Source organism: Halobacterium yunchengense (genome assembly GCF_037031165.1).
GTDB lineage: Archaea > Halobacteriota > Halobacteria > Halobacteriales > Halobacteriaceae > Halobacterium > Halobacterium yunchengense.
The window spans coordinates 886138-903415 of sequence record NZ_JAYEZL010000001.1 but is presented as its reverse complement, the minus strand read 5'-3'; the positions used below and the strand labels follow the sequence as shown (position 1 = coordinate 903415).

Here is a 17278-nt window from a genome sequence, read left to right as displayed (position 1 = left end):
GTGCTCGCCGGGAGGCGAGCACGCTATCGCGAGCGGGACGCGAGAACAGCCGGTACGGCTAACCGCGTCGACGCCGTAGCCGGTGGCGTGTCCACGTACGCGACCCGGGCGCTGGTGTCCGTGCTCTGCGAGCTCGCCGCGGACGCCGACCCGGACTCGGTGTCGGTGCGGCTCGCCGCGACGCCGGCGGGGGAGCTGGAGCCGACGGACGGCCCGCTGAGCGGCATCGACGCGGCGACGCCCGTGCTCTCGGACTTCTACTTCCCGGACGCCGGCGCGTCGCTGTCGGGCGTCTTCGGGATGGACCTCGCGGCGCCCGCCGGCCAGACCGCCGGCCGGTTCGTCTCCCACCCGGACTGCGACCCCTCGGTGTCCGTCACCGACGACCTGCACGCGACGGTGCTCGTCGCCGTGCCGCCGTGGACGCCGGCGGACGTCCGCGCGTACGACCGGAACGGGACGCGGCTGGACCTCGTGCTCGTCGACGCGGAAGCCGAACAGCCGGACACGCCGGTGTAGGCCGCGAGGAGTCGAGACGAACCGGGCGGTCAGTCCGCGAGCAGGTCGTCGACCAGGCCCTCGGGGTCGAACTTCTGGAGGTCGTCGTACCCCTGGCCGGTGCCCAAAAACAGGATGGGCTTCCCGGTGACGTGCGCCACGGAGATGGCGGCGCCGCCCTGGCTGTCGGCGTCGGCCATCGTCAGGATGGTGCCGTCGATGGACGCCGCCTCGTCGAACTCGCGGGCGCGGTTGACGGCGTCCTGGCCGGCGACCGCCTCGTCGACGAAGACCGTGTAGTCGGGGTCGACGACGCGGTCGAGTTTCTCCAGTTGCTGCATGAGGTCACTGGACGTGTGCAGGCGGCCCGCCGTGTCGCCGAGCACCACGTCGACGTCGTTGGCCTTCGCGTACTCGACGGCGTCGTAGACGACTGCGGTCGGGTCACCGCCCTGCTCGTGGCTGATGAGCTTCAGCCCGAGGTTGTCCGCGTGCTCCTGGAGCTGTTCGTTCGCGCCGGCGCGGTAGGTGTCGCCGTTCGCCAGCACGACCGAGTACCCCTGGTCCTCGAGGCGCTTCGCGAGCTTCGCGATGGTCGTCGTCTTCCCGACGCCGTTGACGCCCGTGAACACGACCGTCACGGGCTTCGCCGACGCGGCGATGGCGTCCTCGAGGTCGAAGCCGTCCACGTCGATGACCGCCAGCAGCGCGTCGCGGAGCGCCGCCTCGACGAGCGCGCCAGTCGACTGCGTGAACTTCTTCTCCTCGCCGACGAGGTCCTCGCGGATGCGGTCGAGGATCTCCTCGGCGACGCTCATCTCGACGTCGCTCTCCAGGAGCGCGAACTCCAGCTCGCGGAGCGGCCCCTCGAGGTCGTCCTCGTCGATGACGACGCGGCCGCGAGCGAGCGAGGACGCCCGGCTCACGAAGCCGCCGGAACTCGACGCCTCGGGCTCGTCGTCGACCGCGTCCGAATCCGCCGCCCCGGCGGCGTCGGCCGCGGACTCCCCGTCGGCGGCTGCGGAGGAGTCGGCGTCTGTTGGTGCGTCGGCTTCCGCTCCGGTCTCGGCGGCGTCCCCGTCGTCGCTGTCGATCGCTTCCGCGTTCTCCTCGGCGACCTCCTCGGCGTCCTCGCGGAAGCTCGAGAGCTTGTCCTTCAGCCCGTCGAACATGTCCTCACTCGTCGCCCTGCGGCTCCTGCTGTTGCTGCTGGGCCTGCATCTGCTGTTGCATCATCTGCTGTTGGGCCTGCTGGGCCTGCCGTTCGAGCTGGGACTGCTCCTCCTCGAGCTCCGCGATCTCCGAGCGCACGTCGTCGATGCGGTCGTCGAGGGCGTCCTGCTTCTCGTCGAGCACGTCGGCGGCGTCGTCGGCGTCCTGCTCCGCGGCGTACCCGCCGCCGAGGCCGACGACGACCTCGTCGATGTCCTCGACCTCGGCGCGAACGTACGCGTCGCCGCCCAGCGGCACCTGTACCGTCGAGCCGGTCTCGAGGACGTCGAGGGCCTCCTGGGCCTCGTCGATCTCGGTCTTCTCCGCCCGGAGCTCCTCGACCTCCGCCTCGAGCTCCGCTTTCTCCTCCTCGAGCGCCTGGATTTCCTGTGACAACTGCTGGAGCTGCTGTTGACCGCCGCCGCCTCCAAGACTCATGGTCCGAAATCCGAGAGCGAGCGGGAAGTATCTTCCCATCCAGGCCCTCGCGGGCGCCTGCGGCGAGCGCTCGCCCTTGGGGATTCCACCAGGCTATCGGGCGTGTAGTTGGGAGAAGACCATCGAATGGCGGGAAAAAGTGGAGAAACTACAGTTCCGTTCGGGCCGCGTCGCGGCGTCCGGTCGGTCTCGACGCGTCAGTCGATGTAGCCCAGCGCGTCGTCGATGCGGCCGAGCTCCGGGCCGGTGGTGTCCTCGCCGACGACGTAGCCGTTGTCGTTGGCGACCAGGCCCGACCCCACGAGCGGCGCGCCGTAGTTCACGGTGCCGACGTCGGCGTAGACGCCGAGTGCGTCCTCGATCGCGTCGAGTTCGCTGTCCGTGGCCTTCGGGTGGCAGAGCACGCCGCTGTTCGTCGCGACGGCGGCGGTCCCGACCGTGTTCACGCCCGCCAGCCGTCCCCTGGTGGCGGGGACGTCGAGGGCGTCCTCGACGGCCTGCACGGCCTCCCGGGAGAGCTCGCTGTGGACGTACGCGCCCGTGTCGTTCGCCACCACGACGTTCCCCGCGGCGTTCACGCGGCCCGGCAGCTCGCCGACGGGCACGTCGACGGCGTCCCGGATGCGGTCGCGCTCGCGCTGCCGGATGCGGCCGCTCACGAGCAGGCCGTTGGCGTTCCCGGCGACCAGCGACCCCACGGTCGCTGAGCCGCCGACGGTCGTCGGCACCGCCGGCACGTCGAGTTCCCCGGCGACCGACTCAACGAGGTCCTCGGAGAGGTCCGGGCGGACGAGGACGCAGTCGCCGGTCGCGCGTGCGAAGACGCCGACGTACGGAGACCCGAGGAAGGCAGCGCGAAGCAAGCTTTACTCTTCGTACTCGGCTTCGACGACCGTCTCGCCGTCTTCGACGAAGCGCGCGGCGTGCACGCGGAGCTTCCGCGGCGGGTTCTTCTGGCCGCGCTCCCAGACGGCCTCGTTGATGGAGGGGTCGAGGCGGACGTCGCCCTCGTCGACCGCGAACTGCTTCGCGAGGTGTTCGCGGACGATGGTCGTCGCCTGGCCGGCGCGCTCGTGGTTCGGCACCTTCGTCACGTCGCGGAGCGGCACCGTGACGATGCGCTCCTCGAAGTCGCTGGCGGACATTATTCGTCGGTGTCGTTACGCCGCCAGTTGCGGCGCTTCGGGTTGCGCTGGACGTCGCGGTTCGTCTTCATCATGACCCACGCCGGGACGCGGCTGTTCTGGCGCTCGAGTTTCGCCAGTCGCTTCTTCTGCGCCTTCGATTTCTTGCCCATAGTGTTCGCCGGTACCACCGCCGTCGTTAAAACCTTGTTCTTCTGCCGTCGGCTCGGGCACTGACGGCCGGGACGGCCGCGCACGGGCCGGGGCGCTCCGCGACGGCGTTCGGTGCGCCCGCGGCTACAGGTCGACGGCGCGCACGGTCTCGTACTCGGGGCCATCGGCGGTGAGCGTGCTCTCGGTGAGACGGACCGCCGAGACGCGCACCGTCCCGACTTCGGGGTGGCGCTCGCGCACGAGCTCCTGGACGAGCTCCTTGCCGCCGGCGTGTTTCATGCGGGCGAGCGTGACGTGGGGCGTGAACTCGTGGTCCTCGGGGTCGAAGCCGTGCTCGGTCACGAACCGCGACTCGACGGCGTCGTGGAGCCGGGAGAGCTCGGCGCTGCCGGCGCCGACGCCGAGCCACAGCACGGAGACGTACTCGAGGTCCGGGAACACGCCGAGGCCGGCGAGCTCGGCGTCGAACGGCGCGACGCCGCTGTCCGCGACCGCCGCGTCGAGGCCGTCGGCGAGCTCGTCGACGCGGTCGCCGTCGACGTCGCCGAGGAACTTCAGGGTGACGTGGGCCTGCGCCGGGTCCACGAAGTCGAGGCCGCCGGCGGCCGCGAACTCCTCCTGGAGGGCCGCCACGTCGTCGGCGAGGTCGTCCGGGAGGTCGACGCTGACGAACAGCCGCATACCACGAGTTCCCGGTGCGTTGCCCTTAACCTCTCGGCCGCGCTAGCCGGGCGTATGACTGACCGAGAGGACCGCGACCAGGCTCGCGACCCCGCGGACCACGAGTTCTCCGAGGGGCAGGGCTTCGAGGAGCCCTACGAGGGGTTCGACCTCGACCCGCCGGAACTCGCCGTCGACCCCGACGAGGTCGACCCGGTGGACTCCCGGGTCGTCGCGGACACGCTCGACGAGCGCGCCATCAACGACGACGACGTCGACGCCTCGGAGCTCGTGGACGTCGGCCTCAGCTACATGGGCATCAACCGCCACGAGCAGGCGGCGGACGCCTTCGAGCGCGCCGCCCGGTTCACTGACGACGAGGACCTCGAACAGGAGGCGTGGGTGAACAAGGGCATCGCGCACGGCGAACTCGAGGAGTGGGACGAGGCGGTCGGCGCGCACCGCGAGGCGCTGTTCGTCGCGGAGGACGGCGACTTCGAGGCGGAGGCGCACACGAACCTCGCGTACGCGCTCTGGGAGTTCGGCGAGGACGAGGAGGCCTTCTACCACGCGGAGAAAGCCGTCCGGAGCGACGACCGGCTGCCGCAGGCGTGGTACAACCTCGGGTTCATCGAGAACGAGCGCGAGCGACACGAGCAGGCCCTCGACGCGCTGGACAACGCCGTCCGCCTGGGGTTCCAGCAGGCCGACGTCTACGAGGAGAAGCGCCGCGCGCTGGAGGCGCTGGGCCGCGAGGAGGAAGCGCAGGCGGTCGCCGAGCAGGCCGAGGACATCCGCGAGGCCCAGGAGCGGGACCTCGTCGAGCGCGAGCGATAGATGCTGGTCACCGAGCGCCACACCGAACGCGGCCTGCTCGTCACCGTCTGCGACCCGGACGTCCTCGGGGAGACCTTCGAGCACGGCGACGTCGAGTTCACCGTCGAGGAGTCGTTCTACGACGGCGACCACCACGAGCGCGAGGCCGTCCGGGACGCGCTGGCGCGCGCGAACGTCGCGAACCTCGTCGGCGTCGACGTGGTCGACCTCGCCGTCGAGGAGGGGTACGTCGACGAGGCGAACGTCCTCGACCTCGACGGCACCGTCCACGCCCAGTTCGTGCGGCTGTAGCCGGTCTCCCCCCTCGTTCCCGCGGCGTCCGCGGTGCCGGCAGTCCCCGGGCCCACCGAAGAACAGTAGTGTCCCCGAACCCTACCTGCGTGCAATGGAAGCAACCGAACAGGACCCGCTGGACGTCGCGTCCATCCGGGCGGACTTCCCCATCCTCGACCGGGAGGTCGGCGACGGCACGCCGCTGGTCTACCTCGACAACGCGGCGACCACGCAGACGCCGGAGTCCGTCATTCAGGTGTTCGGCGACTACTACCGGGGGTACAATGCGAACGTCCACCGCGGCATCCACCAGCTGAGCCAGGAGGCCTCGATCGCGTACGAGGAGGCCCACGACCGCCTCGCCGACTTCGTGGGCGCGGACGGCCGCGAGGAGCTGGTCTTCACGAAGAACACGACGGAGGCCATCAACCTCGTGGCGTACGCGTGGGGGCTGAACGAACTCGAGGAGGGCGACGCGGTGGTGCTCTCGGAGATGGAGCACCACTCGTCGTTCGTCACGTGGCAGCAGATCGCCGAGCGGACGGGCGCGGAGGTGCGGTACGTCCGCGTGGACGACGACGGCTACCTCGACGTGGACCACGCCGCCGAACTCATCGACGAGGACGCGGCGATGGTGTCGATGGTGCACGCGTCGAACGTCCTCGGCACCGTCACGCCGATGCGCGAACTCGCCGACCTCGCCCACGACAACGGCGCCCTGATCCTCGGCGACGGCGCGCAGGCAGTGCCGAACCGCCCCGTCGACGTGAAGGACCTCGACGTGGACTTCTACGTGTTCTCCGGGCACAAGATGGCGGGCCCGACGGGTATCGGCTGCCTGTACGGCAAGCGGGAGATCCTGGAGGCGATGGAGCCGTTCCTCTACGGCGGCGACATGATCAAGCGCGTGACCTTCGAGGAGACGACGTGGAACGACCTCCCGTGGAAGTTCGAGGCCGGCACGCCGCTCATCGCGCAGGGCATCGCGCTCGCGGAAGCCGCGGACTACCTCGACGACGTCGGCATGGACGCGATCCAGGCCCACGAGGAGCGCCTCACCGAGTACGCCTGCGAGCGCCTCGGCGAGTTCGACGACGTCGAGATCTACGGGCCGCCCGCGGACGACCGCGGCGGCGTCGTCGCGTTCAACGTCGACGGCATCCACGCCCACGACGTCGCGTCCATCCTCAACGACCACGGCGTCGCCATCCGCGCGGGCGACCACTGCACGCAGCCGCTCCACCAGAAACTCGACGTCGCGGCGAGCGTCCGCGCGTCCTTCTACCTCTACAACACGGTGGACGAGGTGGACGCGCTCGTCGACTCGCTGGACGCCGCCCGCGAGATCTTCGCGTAGCCGTCTCGGAGCGCAGCGTTCGCCCGCCGCGGAACGCTTTTCTGCGCGTCCGCCCTACCGAGAGCCAACATGAGCATGGGCTCGGACATGTACCGACAGCAGATCCTCGACCACTACCGCAACCCCCGGAACACCGGTGAGCTGCCGGACCCCACGTTCACCCACGAGGGCTACAACCCCTCCTGTGGCGACGAACTGGCCTTCGACGTGGAACTCGCCGCGGACGGCGAGACCGTCGAGCGCGTGGCGTTCCGCGGCGAGGGCTGTGCCATCAGCCAGGCGTCCGCGAGCATGCTCACCCAGGAGCTCCCGGGGATGACCCTCGAGGAGGTGAAGGCCCTGGACCGCGAGGACGTCCTCGACCTGCTCGGCGTCGAGGTGACGCCGATGCGCATCAAGTGCGCGGTGCTCGCGGAGAAGGTCGTCCAGGACGGCGCGAAGATCTACGAGGGCGAGGCGGACGTCGACCGGACGTCCACCGAGGACTGACGGCGGCGGGACGCGGCGGCCACGACCGGCGAAACTGTTTTGGCGCGTGCTAGCGACGCACAGCCCGCATGCCCTCCAAGCGACTGCTCGCAGCCGCCCTGGCAGCGATGGTACTGTTCGCCGGGTGTTCGGCGCTCCCCGGCGGCGGGAGTTCGCCCCGGGACACGACCGAAGCGTCCGGCACGCACGACCTCGCGTTCTACTCGCACACGGGCGGCGCGCCCTACAACGGCACGCTCACCGTGAGCCGCGACGGCGACGTCGTCGAGGACGTCCAGCTGTCCGGCGACGGCACCGGCACGTACGTCGACGTCGCGTCCTTCGACGAGAGCGGCGAGTACACGGTCACCGTGAACACGTCGCTGCCCGACCCGGGCGGCGAGACGATGCACGAGTCGTTCACCGTGGACGGCGCGCTCGGCAACGACACCGTCGTGACGATGAACTACCAGGACCCGAGCGTCACGACCTACCGCGCGGGCGACGACGCCAGCGGCGCGCTGGTCCTGGACAAGCGGATTCCCGAACCCGTGGAGTACTCGTTCCGCGTGACCCACGAGGGTGAGCGCGTCGTGGACACGACGGTCGCCAGGGAGGACACGGCGCCGTTCGAGGTGACGGACCTCGAGGGCGCTGGCGTCTACCGGGTCGAAGTCCAGGGCATCGAGGGCGACTGGACGAACCGGACGCTCGTCCTCACGGACGCCGGCGCGAAACTCGGCGTTCACGGCGGTTCGCCGCCGGACGTGGTCGTGTACGGGCCGGACGAGAACGTCCCGAACGACCCGTGACGGCGGGTCGCGCGCCGCCGCCGGTCGCGGCCGCGCCTACTCGGGCTTGAGCCCGCGGCCCTCGACGCGCATGACGGCCTCGCCGTCGGCGAGGTTCGGCGCGTCGACGAGCTTCACGATGCGCTTGTCCTGCTTGGACTTCTTCAGGTAGATGCGGAACGTGGACTTGTGACCGAGGATGTTGCCGCCGATGGGCTTGGTGGGGTCGCCGAAGAACGAGTCCGGGTTGGACTGCACCTGGTTGGTGACGACGACGGCGGCGTTGTAGAGGTTGCCGACCTTGTCGAGGTCGTGGAGGTGCTTGTTGAGCTTCTGCTGGCGGTCCGCGAGCTCGCCGCGGCCGACGTACTCCGCGCGGAAGTGCGCGGTCAGCGAGTCGACGCACAGCAGGCGGACGGGGTAGTCGTCGTCCTCGTACTCGCTGGCGATGTCCTGGGCCTTCTCCGCGAGCAGCATCTGGTGGTTGGAGTTGAACCCCTTCGCGACGTGGATCTTGTCGAGGAAGTCCTGGACGAGCGCCTCCATGGCCTCCTCGTCGTCGGGGCTGCCCTCGATCTCGCGGTCGTCCATCGCGGCCTGGATCTGTTCGTCGCTGAGGCCGCGCACCATGTCGTCGATGCGCTCGGGCCGGAACGTGTCCTCGGAGTCGATGAAGACGGCGCGCCCGTGGAGGCCGCCCTGCTCGCCGGGGAGCTGGACGGTCACCGCGAGCTGGTGGGTGACCTGGGACTTGCCGGCGCCGAACTCGCCGTACACCTCCGTGATGGACTGGGTCTCGACGCCGCCGCCGAGCATCTCGTCGATCTCGGGGACGTTCCACGTGAGCTTCCCGATCTGTTCGCGGCGCTCGAGGACGGCCGCGCCGGTCTCGAAGCCGCCGACGTCGGCGGCCTCGCGGGCGCCCTGGATGACGTCCGCGGCGGTGCTGTCGCCGATGTCGGCGGTGTTCGAGAGCTCGCCGGCCGACGCGACGGCGATGCTCTGGAACGACTCGAATCCGTTCTCTCGGAGCTTCTCGGCGGTCGCGGGCCCCACGCCGGGGAGTTCCTCGAGGTCTGCTTCGGGCATGTACACCTGGCTTGTCCCCTCCACCCCATAAACCCTCGTAAACACCGTAGTGAAAGTGAAACTGGGGCGGCAGTCCGCGGGACGGTGCCGCGAGACGGCCGTGGGTGGTTCCACGAGAGGGCCGGTGGGCGGTGCCGTGAGACGGCCGTGGCCCGGTGTCGCGAGAGGGCGGTGGGGCGACACCGCGACGCAGTTGCGGACTCCGTGGGCCGACACCGCGACGCAGTCGTGGACCGGTGCCGCGTCGGCCGCGGGACTGCGACGACCGGCGGTCCCGGAGCAGTGTCCGGCCCGTGACGCGGTGCTTAACATGCTCGGCGGTCTACCGCGGTGTATGACCGAGGCAGGCACGTTCTGTCCGCGCTGCGGCGACCCCGTCGACGCGGACGGCGACGGCGGGGGCACGCGCCGCGAGCGGTCGCTGTGCGACGCCTGCTACTTCGAGGACTTCGCGTTCGTGGACGCGCCCGACCGCGTCGAGGTGCGGGTGTGCGCGCGCTGCGGCGCCGTCCACCGCGGCAACCGCTGGGTGGACGTCGACGCCGACGACTACACGGACGTCGCCGTCGAGGCGACCAGCGAGGCGCTCGGTGTCCACGTCGACGCCGAGGACGTCGACTGGCAGGTCCGCCCCGAGCAGGTCGACGAGAACACCATCCGGATGCACTGCCGGTTCTCGGGCGTCGTGCGCGGCGAACCCCGCACCGCGGAGGTCACCGTCCCGGTGAAGATCAGCCGGCAGACGTGCACGCGCTGTGGCCGCATCGCGGGCGACTCCTTCGCGTCCATCGTGCAGGTCCGCGCCGAGGGCCGCGACCCCTCCAGCGAGGAGACCGAGCGCGCCACCGAACTCGCCCACCGCATCGTCGCGGAGATGGAGGAGACGGGCGACCGGAACGCGTTCGTGACGGACGTCTCGCCCGCGGAGTCCGGCATCGACCTCAAACTCTCCACGAACAAGATCGGCCTGAAGCTCGCCCGGAAGCTCGTCGAGGAGTTCGGCGGCAGCTTCGAGGACCACGAGAAGCTCGTCACGGAGGACGAGGACGGCAACGAGGTGTACCGCGTGACGTACGCCGTCCGCCTGCCGGCGTTCCGGCCGGGCGACGTCATCGACCTCGCGGACGACGACGGCGGCCCCGTGCTGGTGCGGTCCGTCCACGGCAATCTCAAGGGCGTGCGCGTGACGACCGGCGACCCCTACGAGGCGAGCTACGAGGACGGCGACTCGCCGGACGCCCGGAAGCTCGGCACGCGCGAGGACGCCACCGATGCGACCGTCGTCACCGTCGAGGACGAGCACTCCATCCAGGTGCTCGACCCGGAGACCTACGAGTCGAAGACGGTGCCCCGCCCGGACTACGTGGACGACGACGCCAGCACGGTCCCGGCGCTGAAATCCCGCGCCGGCCTGCACGTCCTCCCCGAGGCCTGAGATGCCCGCCGACGACGCCGCTCCGACTGACGGCGCGGCCGAAGCGCTCGCGGTGGTCGTCCCGAAGCGCGAGTCCGAGACGCGGATCGCCGCCCTCGAAGCCGAGGGCGTCTACGACGACGACCGCCGGGTTCGCGAGCACGACGCGGAGACGCTGGAACTCCCCGTCACGGCCGAACCGGCGGTGACCGACTACCGCAGAGTCGTCGAGCAGGCCGACCCGGAACTGCGCGCGCCCGGCCTCGCGGACCTGCTGCGCGAGCGCGGCTGGACCGGCGACGAACTCGAGCACGCGCCGTCGTCGTGGGCGGTCGTCGGCACCGTGGTCCTCGCGGACTTCACGGACTGCCCGCGACGCGCCGAAGTCGGCGAGGCGCTGCTGGACCTCCACGGCGAGGCGGACACCGTGCTCGCGCGCGGCGGCGTCAGCGGCGAGCACCGCGAACCCGACGTCTCCGTCGTCGCCGGCGCGGGCGACACCGAGACGGTCCACACCGAGCACGGCACGCGGTACGCGCTGGACCTCTCGCGCGTGATGTTCGCGCCCGGGAACAAGGCCGAGCGCGCCCGCATGGGCGAGGTCGTCGACGAGGGCGAGCGCGTGCTCGACATGTTCGCGGGCGTCGGCTACTTCGCGGTCCCGATGGCGCGCGCCGGCGCGAGCGTCACGGCCGTCGAGAAGAACCCCGAGGCGTTCCGCTTCCTCGCGGAGAACGCCCAACTGAACGGCGTCGCCGACGACCTGGACTGCGTGCTCGGCGACTGCCGGGACGTCGACGCGACCGCCGACCGCGTCGTCATGGGGTACTACGACGCGCTCGGCGGCGGCCCCGTCGACGACGCGGAGCCGGCCGCGGGCGGCCCGGGCTACCTCGACGCGGCGCTGGACGCGCTCGTCCCCGGCGGCGTGGTCCACGTCCACAGCGCCGTCCCCGAGGCCGAACGCTGGGAGCGCCCGGAGTCGCGGCTGCGCGCCGGCTGCGAGCGCGCCGGCCGCGCCGTGACCGTCGCGGACCGCCGCGTCGTGAAGTCCCACAGCGCCGGCGTCGACCACGTCGTGCTGGACGCGCGCGTCGAGTAGCGATACGCCTTTTGCGCGGCGGGCCCTCGAGGCGAGTATGGACCGCGAACAGGTGCTGGCGCTGTTCCTCGTCGGCCTGATGCTGTTCTCCGGGCTCGCGTACGCCGCCTCGTACGCGTAGCCCTACTCGGCGTCCCAGACGTCCGCGACCGGGCTCGACCGCTCGCGGCGAGCGTCCTCGCGCTCGCTGCGCCCGTCGCCGTCCCGGGCAGTCGTCGACGCACCGCCGCTCGTGCCGCTGGTCCCGCCCGAGTCGGTCGCGCCGCCGCCGCTCGCTGCGCCGCCGTCGCCTGTACCGCCGTTCGCTGCGCCGCCGCCCGCGGCGGCCGGTGTGTCGACCTGTTCGACGCCGCCGGTCGTGTCGCCGAGCGCGGCGGCCGCGTCGACAGCGGGGAGGTCGGGCGTCGTCATGCGGTCGACCTGCTCGGCGAACCACGGCGGCATGTCGGAGCGCGCGCGCTCGAAGAGGTCGAGGATGCTAGTGTCGGCGACGTACGTGGCGCCGCGGTCGTCGGGCGCCCGCACCACGCGACCGCAGGCCTGGATGACGGTCTGCAGGGCGGTCCGGTAGTACCACGACCACTGGCCGTCCGCGAGGCGCGCCGCCACCCGGGAGTCGTTCGTGTTCAGGAACGGCGCCTTGCAGAGCACCTGCCAGCGCCCGAGGTCGTACGCGAGGTCGAGCGCCTCCTCCATCTTCACCGCGACGAACACCTCGGGGTCGCCGCTTTCCTTCCAGCGCTCCAGTTCCGCGTCCCTGGTGTCGGAGTCGTGGGTGCGCACGCGGTCGCCGACCCCGTAGTCCTCGAGGCGACTCGCGAGCGACTCGGCGATGTCGTAGGAGTGAGCGTGCACGATGCCCTTCTCCGAGGGGTGTTCGGCCATCACGCGCACTACCGTCTCCGCGATCTTCGGCAGCGTCGTCTCGCGGTGCTCGTAGGTCATCTTCCCCCGGGTGACGTCGTACAGCGGCCGGTGCTCGACGGGGAACGTGTGCTCGACGTCGACGAGCGCGACGTTCGACGGGTCGAGGCCGACGCTCCGGCAGAACGCCTCCTTGTTCAGGATGGTCGCGGACAGGAGCGCGTGTTTGTTCGCGCGGTCCCAGACCGTGTGTTTCAGGTACCGCTCGGGGTCCATCGGCTTGATGGTCACGCCGTTCCCGTCGGCGTCGACGACCCACGTCGTCCCCGACTCGGGGTCCTCGTAGTCCTCGAGGAACCACTGGAGCTCCGAGATCAGCTCCTGGAGGCGGTCCCGCCTGGCGGCCTCCTCGGGCGTGAGTTCGTCCCGGCCGAGCAGGTCGTCTTTCGCGCCCTCGCAGACCCGGGCGAGGTGTTCGGCGAAGTCCGCGGTCGCGTCGACGTCGCCGTCGAGGTCGGGGACGCGGACGTCCTCCCAGACCGGGACCGTGCGGTCGTCCAGGTCGATGGTGGCGTACATCTCCGCCCACTCCGCGAGCCCGTGGGCCTCGTCGACGACGCAGACGTCGCGCTTCCGGAACACCTCCGAGCCGGCGGTGCGCATGAAGTACGCCAGCGTCATCGCGGCGTGCTCCCGGGCGGACGCGATGGCGCGGTCCGAGAAGTACGGGCAGCGGTGCTTGACGGCGCAGTCGTAGCCGCGCTCGCGCGAGCAGGGCGCGCGGTCGACCGGCGTCGACTCCTCGCCCGGGAGGATGCACGTGTAGTTGGACTTCCCGCGGATGAGCTTGAGGTCCTCGAGCAGGTCGTCCTCCGCGACGTCGTCGAGCTGGCTGACCTGCGGCGTGGTGTAGTACGCGCCGGTCGCGTCCACGGGGTCGGCCTCCTCGACCTGCCGCGCGCAGCCCATGATGGCGCGCGCGATCAGGCTCTTCCCGCTGCCGGTGGGCGCGCGCACCAGCACCACGTCGTTGCCCGCCTGGAAGGCGTCCCGGACGTCCGCGAGCGCCTGTTCCTGTGCGCCCCGGTACTCCGGGGCGGGGAACTCGGCGTGGATGCGCTCGGGGTTCACTGTCCGACCGCAGGCGCGCCGGTGGGTTAACCCCACCGCTCGCGGTCGGCGCGGGGCGGCGGCCGCCGCGGGCGCGCTGGCCGGCGCGCGTCAGAAGTTCTTGTGCAGGACGGTGCCGTCGGGGACGCGGACGTCGATTGGGTTGGTCTCGCCGGCGTTCACGACGGACTCGCCGGCACACGAGGACACCGCCACGTAGCAGTCGCGTTCGGCGCGGAACCGCACGGTGTCGCCGGGCTCGGACGGCGGCTCGCGGATGTCGACGTACGTCTGCTCGGCGATGGTCGACTTCATGAAGACGTTGAGCGTGTCGAGGACGAGGGACTCGTCGACGCCGAGGGGCGCGATGGCCTCGCCGAGGTTCTCCCGGCAGCCGTTCTCGCCGGGCTGGTCGTAGTAGTCCTCGAGCACCCACTCGTTGCAGGGCGCGTACAGGAGGTCGTGGACGCCGCAGTCGTCTGCCGTGATGGAGAGGATCTCGCCGCCGTCGGTCGCGTAGAGGGTGTCGCCGTCAGTGACGCGCACCTTGCCGTTGCGCCGGTAGCTGTACTTCGTCGAGAACCGGACGGTCGGGTCGCCGGCGTCGAACGCGACCAGGTCGGCGACCTGCTGGCCCTCCGGGTCGACGACCTCGAAGGCGTCGCCGGCCGCGACTTCGAAGGCCAGGCCGCGCTTCTCCGGAATGCGTTGCGTTAGCATGACTCGGTCTGTCCCACGGACCGCCGGCGAATAAAGGGTTCGCGGCCGGACCGCCGGCCTGGCCGTCACTCGCCGAGCGCCGCCACGTCCGCCGCCCGGGGGTCGTCCGGGAGCGCGTCGATGCAGTCGAAACAGAGGAAGAACTCCGAGTCGTCGACGAACTCGAGGGTCATGCCGCCGGTGTGGGTGGGGTCCAGCGTCCAGATGTCGCCGATGCCGCCGGCGACGCGCACGTCGTCGCCGCAGCCCTCGCAGCGCTCGCTCATGCCCCCCGCTTCGGGTCGAGCGGGCAAACGCTTTCGGCTCGCGTGCCGAACTCGCGCGCATGGAGGTCGACTGCGAGGGCTGCGCGGGCTGTTGCGTGGACTGGCGCGCGCTCGCGGACGTCCCCGAGCACGAGCGCCGCGGCCCCCAGCAGCCCCTCGACGACACGTACAACCTCGTGCCGCTGACGCGCGAGGACGTCCGGGGCTTCCTCGAGGCCGAGCTCGGGGACGCCCTGACTCCTCGCCTCTGGGAAGCCGAGGCGGGCCCGAGCGTCGAGGTGGACGGCCGCGACGTCGCCGCCGTCGCGGGGAAGCCGGCGTTCTTCGTGGGCCTCCGGAAGCCGCCGAAGCCCGTCGCGCCGTTCGACGCCGACCCGCACTGGCTGCCGGCCTGTGCGTTCCTCGACCCCGAGACCCTGCAGTGCCGGGTCCACGACAGCGACGTCTACCCCGAGGAGTGCGCGGAGTACCCCGGCCACAACCTCGCGCTCGGCGTCGACACGGAGTGCGAGCGCGTCGAGCGCCACGTCGGCGGCGACCGCCTCCTCGACGGCGACCCCCCCGGGGACCTGTCCGGACTGCTGTTCGGCCCGCAGGCGGTCGGCGAGAAGGTGTTCGCGTACCCGGACCCCGACGACCTCGCGGACGGCGTCCTCGACCGCCTGGTCGACGGCAGTCTCACCGACGAGGACCGCGCGCGCTTCGTCGCCGTCGCCGCCGCGAGCGCGCCAGGGACGACCGCTGTCGAGCCGACGAAGCGCGAGCAGTACTTCGAGACGGCGCTGGACGCGGACTCCTGGGTGGGCGCCGCCGTCCGGGAGTGGGCGTCGCGGGCCGCCAGCGACGACCCGGACCCGGCGCTCGGCGAGAGCGTCGAGGCCGACCGCGGCGCGCCGTCCACGCCGGGCTGGGACGCAGGCGAGGACTGACCGGTCGCGCCGGGCTGGGACGCAGCCGAGGGCTGACCGGTCGCGCCGCCGCAGGGGTCGACAGTTAACCGGCTACGCGTCCACGTTCTTCCCATGCGCGTACTCGTCACCGGCGCGACCGGGTTCGTCGGCAGCCGCCTCGTCCCCGAACTGGTGGCGGCCGGCCACGACGTGCGGGCGCTCGTCAGGGACGCCGACCGCTACGACCCGCCAGAGGGCGTCGAGGCCGTCGAGGGCGACCTGCTCCACGAGGCGTCGCTGTCGGGCGTCTTCGACGGCGTCGACGCCGCCTACTACCTCGTGCACTCGATGGGCGCCGGCCAGGGGTTCGCGGAGCGCGACCGGCGCGCGGCGCGGCACTTCGCCGACGCCGCGGACGCCGCCGGCGTCGGCCGCGTCGTCTACCTCGGCGGGCTGGGGGAGACGGGCGACGACCTCTCCGCCCACCTGGCGTCGCGCCGCGAGGTCGAGGCCGTGCTCGCGGACGCCGACTTCGCCCTCACCGTGTTGCGCGCGGCGGTCGTGGTCGGCGCCGGCAGCGCGAGCTTCGACGTCGTCTACCAGCTCGTGGACAAGCTCCCCGTGATGGTGGCGCCGAAGTGGGTGCGCACGCCCTGCCAGCCCATCGCCGTCGCGGACGTCGTGGCGTACCTCGTCGGCGTGCTCGACCACCCCGAGACGGCGGGCGAGACCTACGAGGTCGGCGGCCCGGACGTGCTCTCCTACCAGGCGATGCTCGAGCGCGTCGCCGCCCTCGCGGGCAAGCGCCTCTACGTGGTGCCGGTGCCGGTGCTCACCCCGAAGCTGTCGACGTACTGGGTGGACCTCGTGACCGACGTGCCGCGGTCGGTCGTCCACCCCCTCATCTACGGCCTGAAGAACCCCGTCGTGGTGAGCGACGACAGCATCCGGGACGTCCTCCCGATCGAGCTGACGCCGTTCGACGAGGCGGCGCGGCGCGCGCTCCGCGAGTACGGCGAACCGGTCGCCGCGCCGGAGGCGGCGGATGGGTGACGCTGTCGGCGGCCAGCGCGACGTCTACGGCGAGGCGTGGGTGTACGAGAGCCTCGTCGGCGCGATTCCGGGCGTCGACGTCAGCGACCGGTTCGCGGTCGCCGTCCAGTTCCTCGGGTTCGAGGCGGCGCTGCTCGCGCTCGCGGCCGCCTACGGCCTCCCGGGGGCGGTGCTGCCGGGGACGGCGGCGGTCCTCGTCGCCGCAGCGGGGAGCGCGTTCATGCTCTCCATCGGCGCGCAGGCCCGGAAGCCGGGCGTGCCGGTGCGGTACCGGCGGCTGCTGTTCGCGTCCAGCATCGAGGTGGTGCTGGGCGTCGTCGCGTACGTGGTGCTGTTGACGTACGTGTTCGTCTACGACCCGCGGGACGGCGCGACGCTGTTCGCGGCCCTGCTGGGGGAGCGGCCGCCGCTGGTGCCGGCGGCGTTCGCGCTGCTCGTGCTCTGGGACGTCTGCTACCGCGTCGGCACCTGCTGGTGGGCGTCGGTGGTGTCGCTGTGGCGGTCGCTGGCCTACGAGTTCGACGCGGAGACGGCGGCGACCGTCCGCGCAGTCGACCGGCGGACGCTGGCGTTCGGCGCCCTGCAGTCCGTGCTGTTGCCGTTCGTCTGGACGCACCCGCCGCTGGCCGTCGCGGTCGCCGGCCACGTGGCGGCCGTGGTGGTCGTCACTGCGGCGTCACTGGTCGCGGTAGAACGGGGGCGTCAGTTGGACTGAATCTGCTGGAACTTGTCGAGTAGCTCCTCGGTGGAGTCGCCGGAGTCGAACTCGACGGACCCCTCGTAGGTCGTGCGCGTGTCGTCGTCGCTCACCTCGACGCTGTTGTTCTTCGCTTCGCGGCGCTCGTGCTCGTCCTCGTCATAGGCACCCATTGACATGGCAACCACACCCAAGCTTTGCGGTAGGTGGTTAAGAATGTAACGGATGTTCACGCGATTCG

Annotated in this window: 22 protein-coding genes; 11 read left to right on the top strand and 11 right to left on the bottom strand. The window is 71.4% G+C overall.

What is annotated here, in order from left to right:
• The first annotated feature begins 87 nt into the window (after positions 1 to 87).
• Positions 88 to 519, top strand: coding sequence for a JAB/MPN domain protein-containing protein (locus U5911_RS04620; RefSeq protein WP_336035672.1), 432 nt, complete (start codon positions 88 to 90; stop codon positions 517 to 519).
• 29 nt (positions 520 to 548) lie between these two features.
• On the opposite strand, the gene ftsY is transcribed toward U5911_RS04620, so the two are convergent.
• The 6 genes from ftsY to thpR form a co-directional block, all read right to left on the bottom strand.
• Positions 549 to 1670, bottom strand: coding sequence for a signal recognition particle-docking protein FtsY (gene ftsY, locus U5911_RS04615; RefSeq protein ID WP_336035670.1), 1122 nt, complete (start codon positions 1668 to 1670; stop codon positions 549 to 551).
• 4 nt (positions 1671 to 1674) lie between these two features.
• A complete protein-coding gene (gene pfdA, locus U5911_RS04610) occupies positions 1675 to 2148 on the bottom strand; it encodes a prefoldin subunit alpha (protein WP_336035668.1) in 474 nt (157 codons plus the stop codon).
• 197 nt (positions 2149 to 2345) lie between these two features.
• Positions 2346 to 3011 (bottom strand): translation initiation factor IF-6, encoded by a 666-nt coding sequence (locus tag U5911_RS04605; RefSeq protein WP_336035667.1) that lies wholly within the window; start codon positions 3009 to 3011, stop codon positions 2346 to 2348.
• A gap of 3 nt (positions 3012 to 3014) precedes the next feature.
• Positions 3015 to 3293: a 50S ribosomal protein L31e gene (locus U5911_RS04600; protein WP_336035666.1), complete on the bottom strand. Its 279-nt coding sequence runs from the start codon at positions 3291 to 3293 to the stop codon at positions 3015 to 3017.
• Positions 3293 to 3445, bottom strand: coding sequence for a 50S ribosomal protein L39e (locus U5911_RS04595; protein WP_059057931.1), 153 nt, complete (start codon positions 3443 to 3445; stop codon positions 3293 to 3295). The genes U5911_RS04600 and U5911_RS04595 overlap by 1 nt, the downstream gene beginning before the upstream one ends.
• Positions 3446 to 3569: 124 nt before the next feature.
• Positions 3570 to 4127, bottom strand: coding sequence for an RNA 2',3'-cyclic phosphodiesterase (gene thpR / locus U5911_RS04590; RefSeq protein WP_336035663.1), 558 nt, complete (start codon positions 4125 to 4127; stop codon positions 3570 to 3572).
• A gap of 54 nt (positions 4128 to 4181) precedes the next feature.
• Here thpR and U5911_RS04585 point away from each other — a divergent pair, with 54 nt between their 5' ends.
• The 5 genes from U5911_RS04585 to U5911_RS04565 all read left to right on the top strand — a co-directional run bounded on the left by U5911_RS04585 (position 4182) and on the right by U5911_RS04565 (position 7853).
• Positions 4182 to 4943, top strand: coding sequence for a tetratricopeptide repeat protein (locus U5911_RS04585; protein WP_336035662.1), 762 nt, complete (start codon positions 4182 to 4184; stop codon positions 4941 to 4943).
• Positions 4944 to 5234: a DUF424 domain-containing protein gene (locus tag U5911_RS04580; RefSeq protein ID WP_336035660.1), complete on the top strand. Its 291-nt coding sequence runs from the start codon at positions 4944 to 4946 to the stop codon at positions 5232 to 5234. It abuts the gene before it with no gap.
• A gap of 94 nt (positions 5235 to 5328) precedes the next feature.
• Positions 5329 to 6573: a cysteine desulfurase gene (locus U5911_RS04575; protein ID WP_336035658.1), complete on the top strand. Its 1245-nt coding sequence runs from the start codon at positions 5329 to 5331 to the stop codon at positions 6571 to 6573.
• Positions 6574 to 6642: 69 nt separating this feature from the next.
• A complete protein-coding gene (locus U5911_RS04570) occupies positions 6643 to 7062 on the top strand; it encodes an iron-sulfur cluster assembly scaffold protein (RefSeq protein WP_336035656.1) in 420 nt (139 codons plus the stop codon).
• 68 nt (positions 7063 to 7130) lie between these two features.
• A complete protein-coding gene (locus tag U5911_RS04565) occupies positions 7131 to 7853 on the top strand; it encodes a hypothetical protein (RefSeq protein ID WP_336035654.1) in 723 nt (240 codons plus the stop codon).
• A 36-nt stretch (positions 7854 to 7889) separates the two neighbouring features.
• Here the strand turns inward: U5911_RS04565 and radA are convergent, their stop codons facing one another.
• Complete coding sequence (radA, locus tag U5911_RS04560) at positions 7890 to 8921, bottom strand: DNA repair and recombination protein RadA (protein ID WP_336035652.1); 1032 nt, start codon at positions 8919 to 8921, stop codon at positions 7890 to 7892.
• Between the two features lie 334 nt (positions 8922 to 9255).
• Between radA and U5911_RS04555 the strand changes: the two genes are divergently transcribed.
• Both U5911_RS04555 and U5911_RS04550 read left to right on the top strand, forming a co-directional pair.
• Positions 9256 to 10356 carry a 60S ribosomal export protein NMD3 gene (locus tag U5911_RS04555; RefSeq protein ID WP_336035650.1) on the top strand — a complete coding sequence of 367 codons (1101 nt, stop codon included), beginning with the start codon at positions 9256 to 9258 and terminating at the stop codon, positions 10354 to 10356.
• A 1-nt stretch (position 10357) separates the two neighbouring features.
• On the top strand, positions 10358 to 11437 hold the full coding sequence (locus U5911_RS04550) for a class I SAM-dependent methyltransferase (protein ID WP_336035648.1): 1080 nt from the start codon (positions 10358 to 10360) through the stop codon (positions 11435 to 11437).
• Positions 11438 to 11560: 123 nt separating this feature from the next.
• Here U5911_RS04550 and U5911_RS04545 read toward each other — a convergent pair whose 3' ends face one another.
• The 3 genes from U5911_RS04545 to U5911_RS04535 form a co-directional block, all read right to left on the bottom strand.
• The gene (locus tag U5911_RS04545) at positions 11561 to 13432 is read right to left on the bottom strand and encodes an ATP-dependent DNA helicase (protein WP_336035646.1); all 1872 of its coding nucleotides are present in this window, start codon (positions 13430 to 13432) and stop codon (positions 11561 to 11563) included.
• A 90-nt stretch (positions 13433 to 13522) separates the two neighbouring features.
• Positions 13523 to 14131 (bottom strand): urea carboxylase-associated family protein, encoded by a 609-nt coding sequence (locus U5911_RS04540; protein ID WP_336035644.1) that lies wholly within the window; start codon positions 14129 to 14131, stop codon positions 13523 to 13525.
• 65 nt (positions 14132 to 14196) lie between these two features.
• On the bottom strand, positions 14197 to 14397 hold the full coding sequence (locus tag U5911_RS04535; RefSeq protein ID WP_336035642.1) for a DUF7561 family protein: 201 nt from the start codon (positions 14395 to 14397) through the stop codon (positions 14197 to 14199).
• 59 nt (positions 14398 to 14456) lie between these two features.
• On the opposite strand from U5911_RS04535, the gene U5911_RS04530 reads away from it, so the two are divergent.
• The 3 genes from U5911_RS04530 to U5911_RS04520 all read left to right on the top strand — a co-directional run bounded on the left by U5911_RS04530 (position 14457) and on the right by U5911_RS04520 (position 17055).
• Positions 14457 to 15326: a YkgJ family cysteine cluster protein gene (locus U5911_RS04530; protein WP_336035640.1), complete on the top strand. Its 870-nt coding sequence runs from the start codon at positions 14457 to 14459 to the stop codon at positions 15324 to 15326.
• Between the two features lie 93 nt (positions 15327 to 15419).
• A complete protein-coding gene (locus tag U5911_RS04525; protein WP_336035638.1) occupies positions 15420 to 16340 on the top strand; it encodes an NAD(P)H-binding protein in 921 nt (306 codons plus the stop codon).
• Positions 16333 to 17055, top strand: a complete 723-nt coding sequence (locus tag U5911_RS04520; protein WP_336035636.1) for a DUF7530 family protein — start codon at positions 16333 to 16335, stop codon at positions 17053 to 17055. Before U5911_RS04525 ends, U5911_RS04520 begins: the two co-directional genes overlap by 8 nt.
• On the opposite strand, the gene U5911_RS04515 is transcribed toward U5911_RS04520, so the two are convergent.
• On the bottom strand, positions 17043 to 17216 hold the full coding sequence (locus U5911_RS04515) for a DUF5786 family protein (protein WP_336035635.1): 174 nt from the start codon (positions 17214 to 17216) through the stop codon (positions 17043 to 17045). The two genes, U5911_RS04520 and U5911_RS04515, sit on opposite strands and share 13 nt — an antisense overlap.
• Between the last annotated feature and the right edge of the window lie 62 nt (positions 17217 to 17278).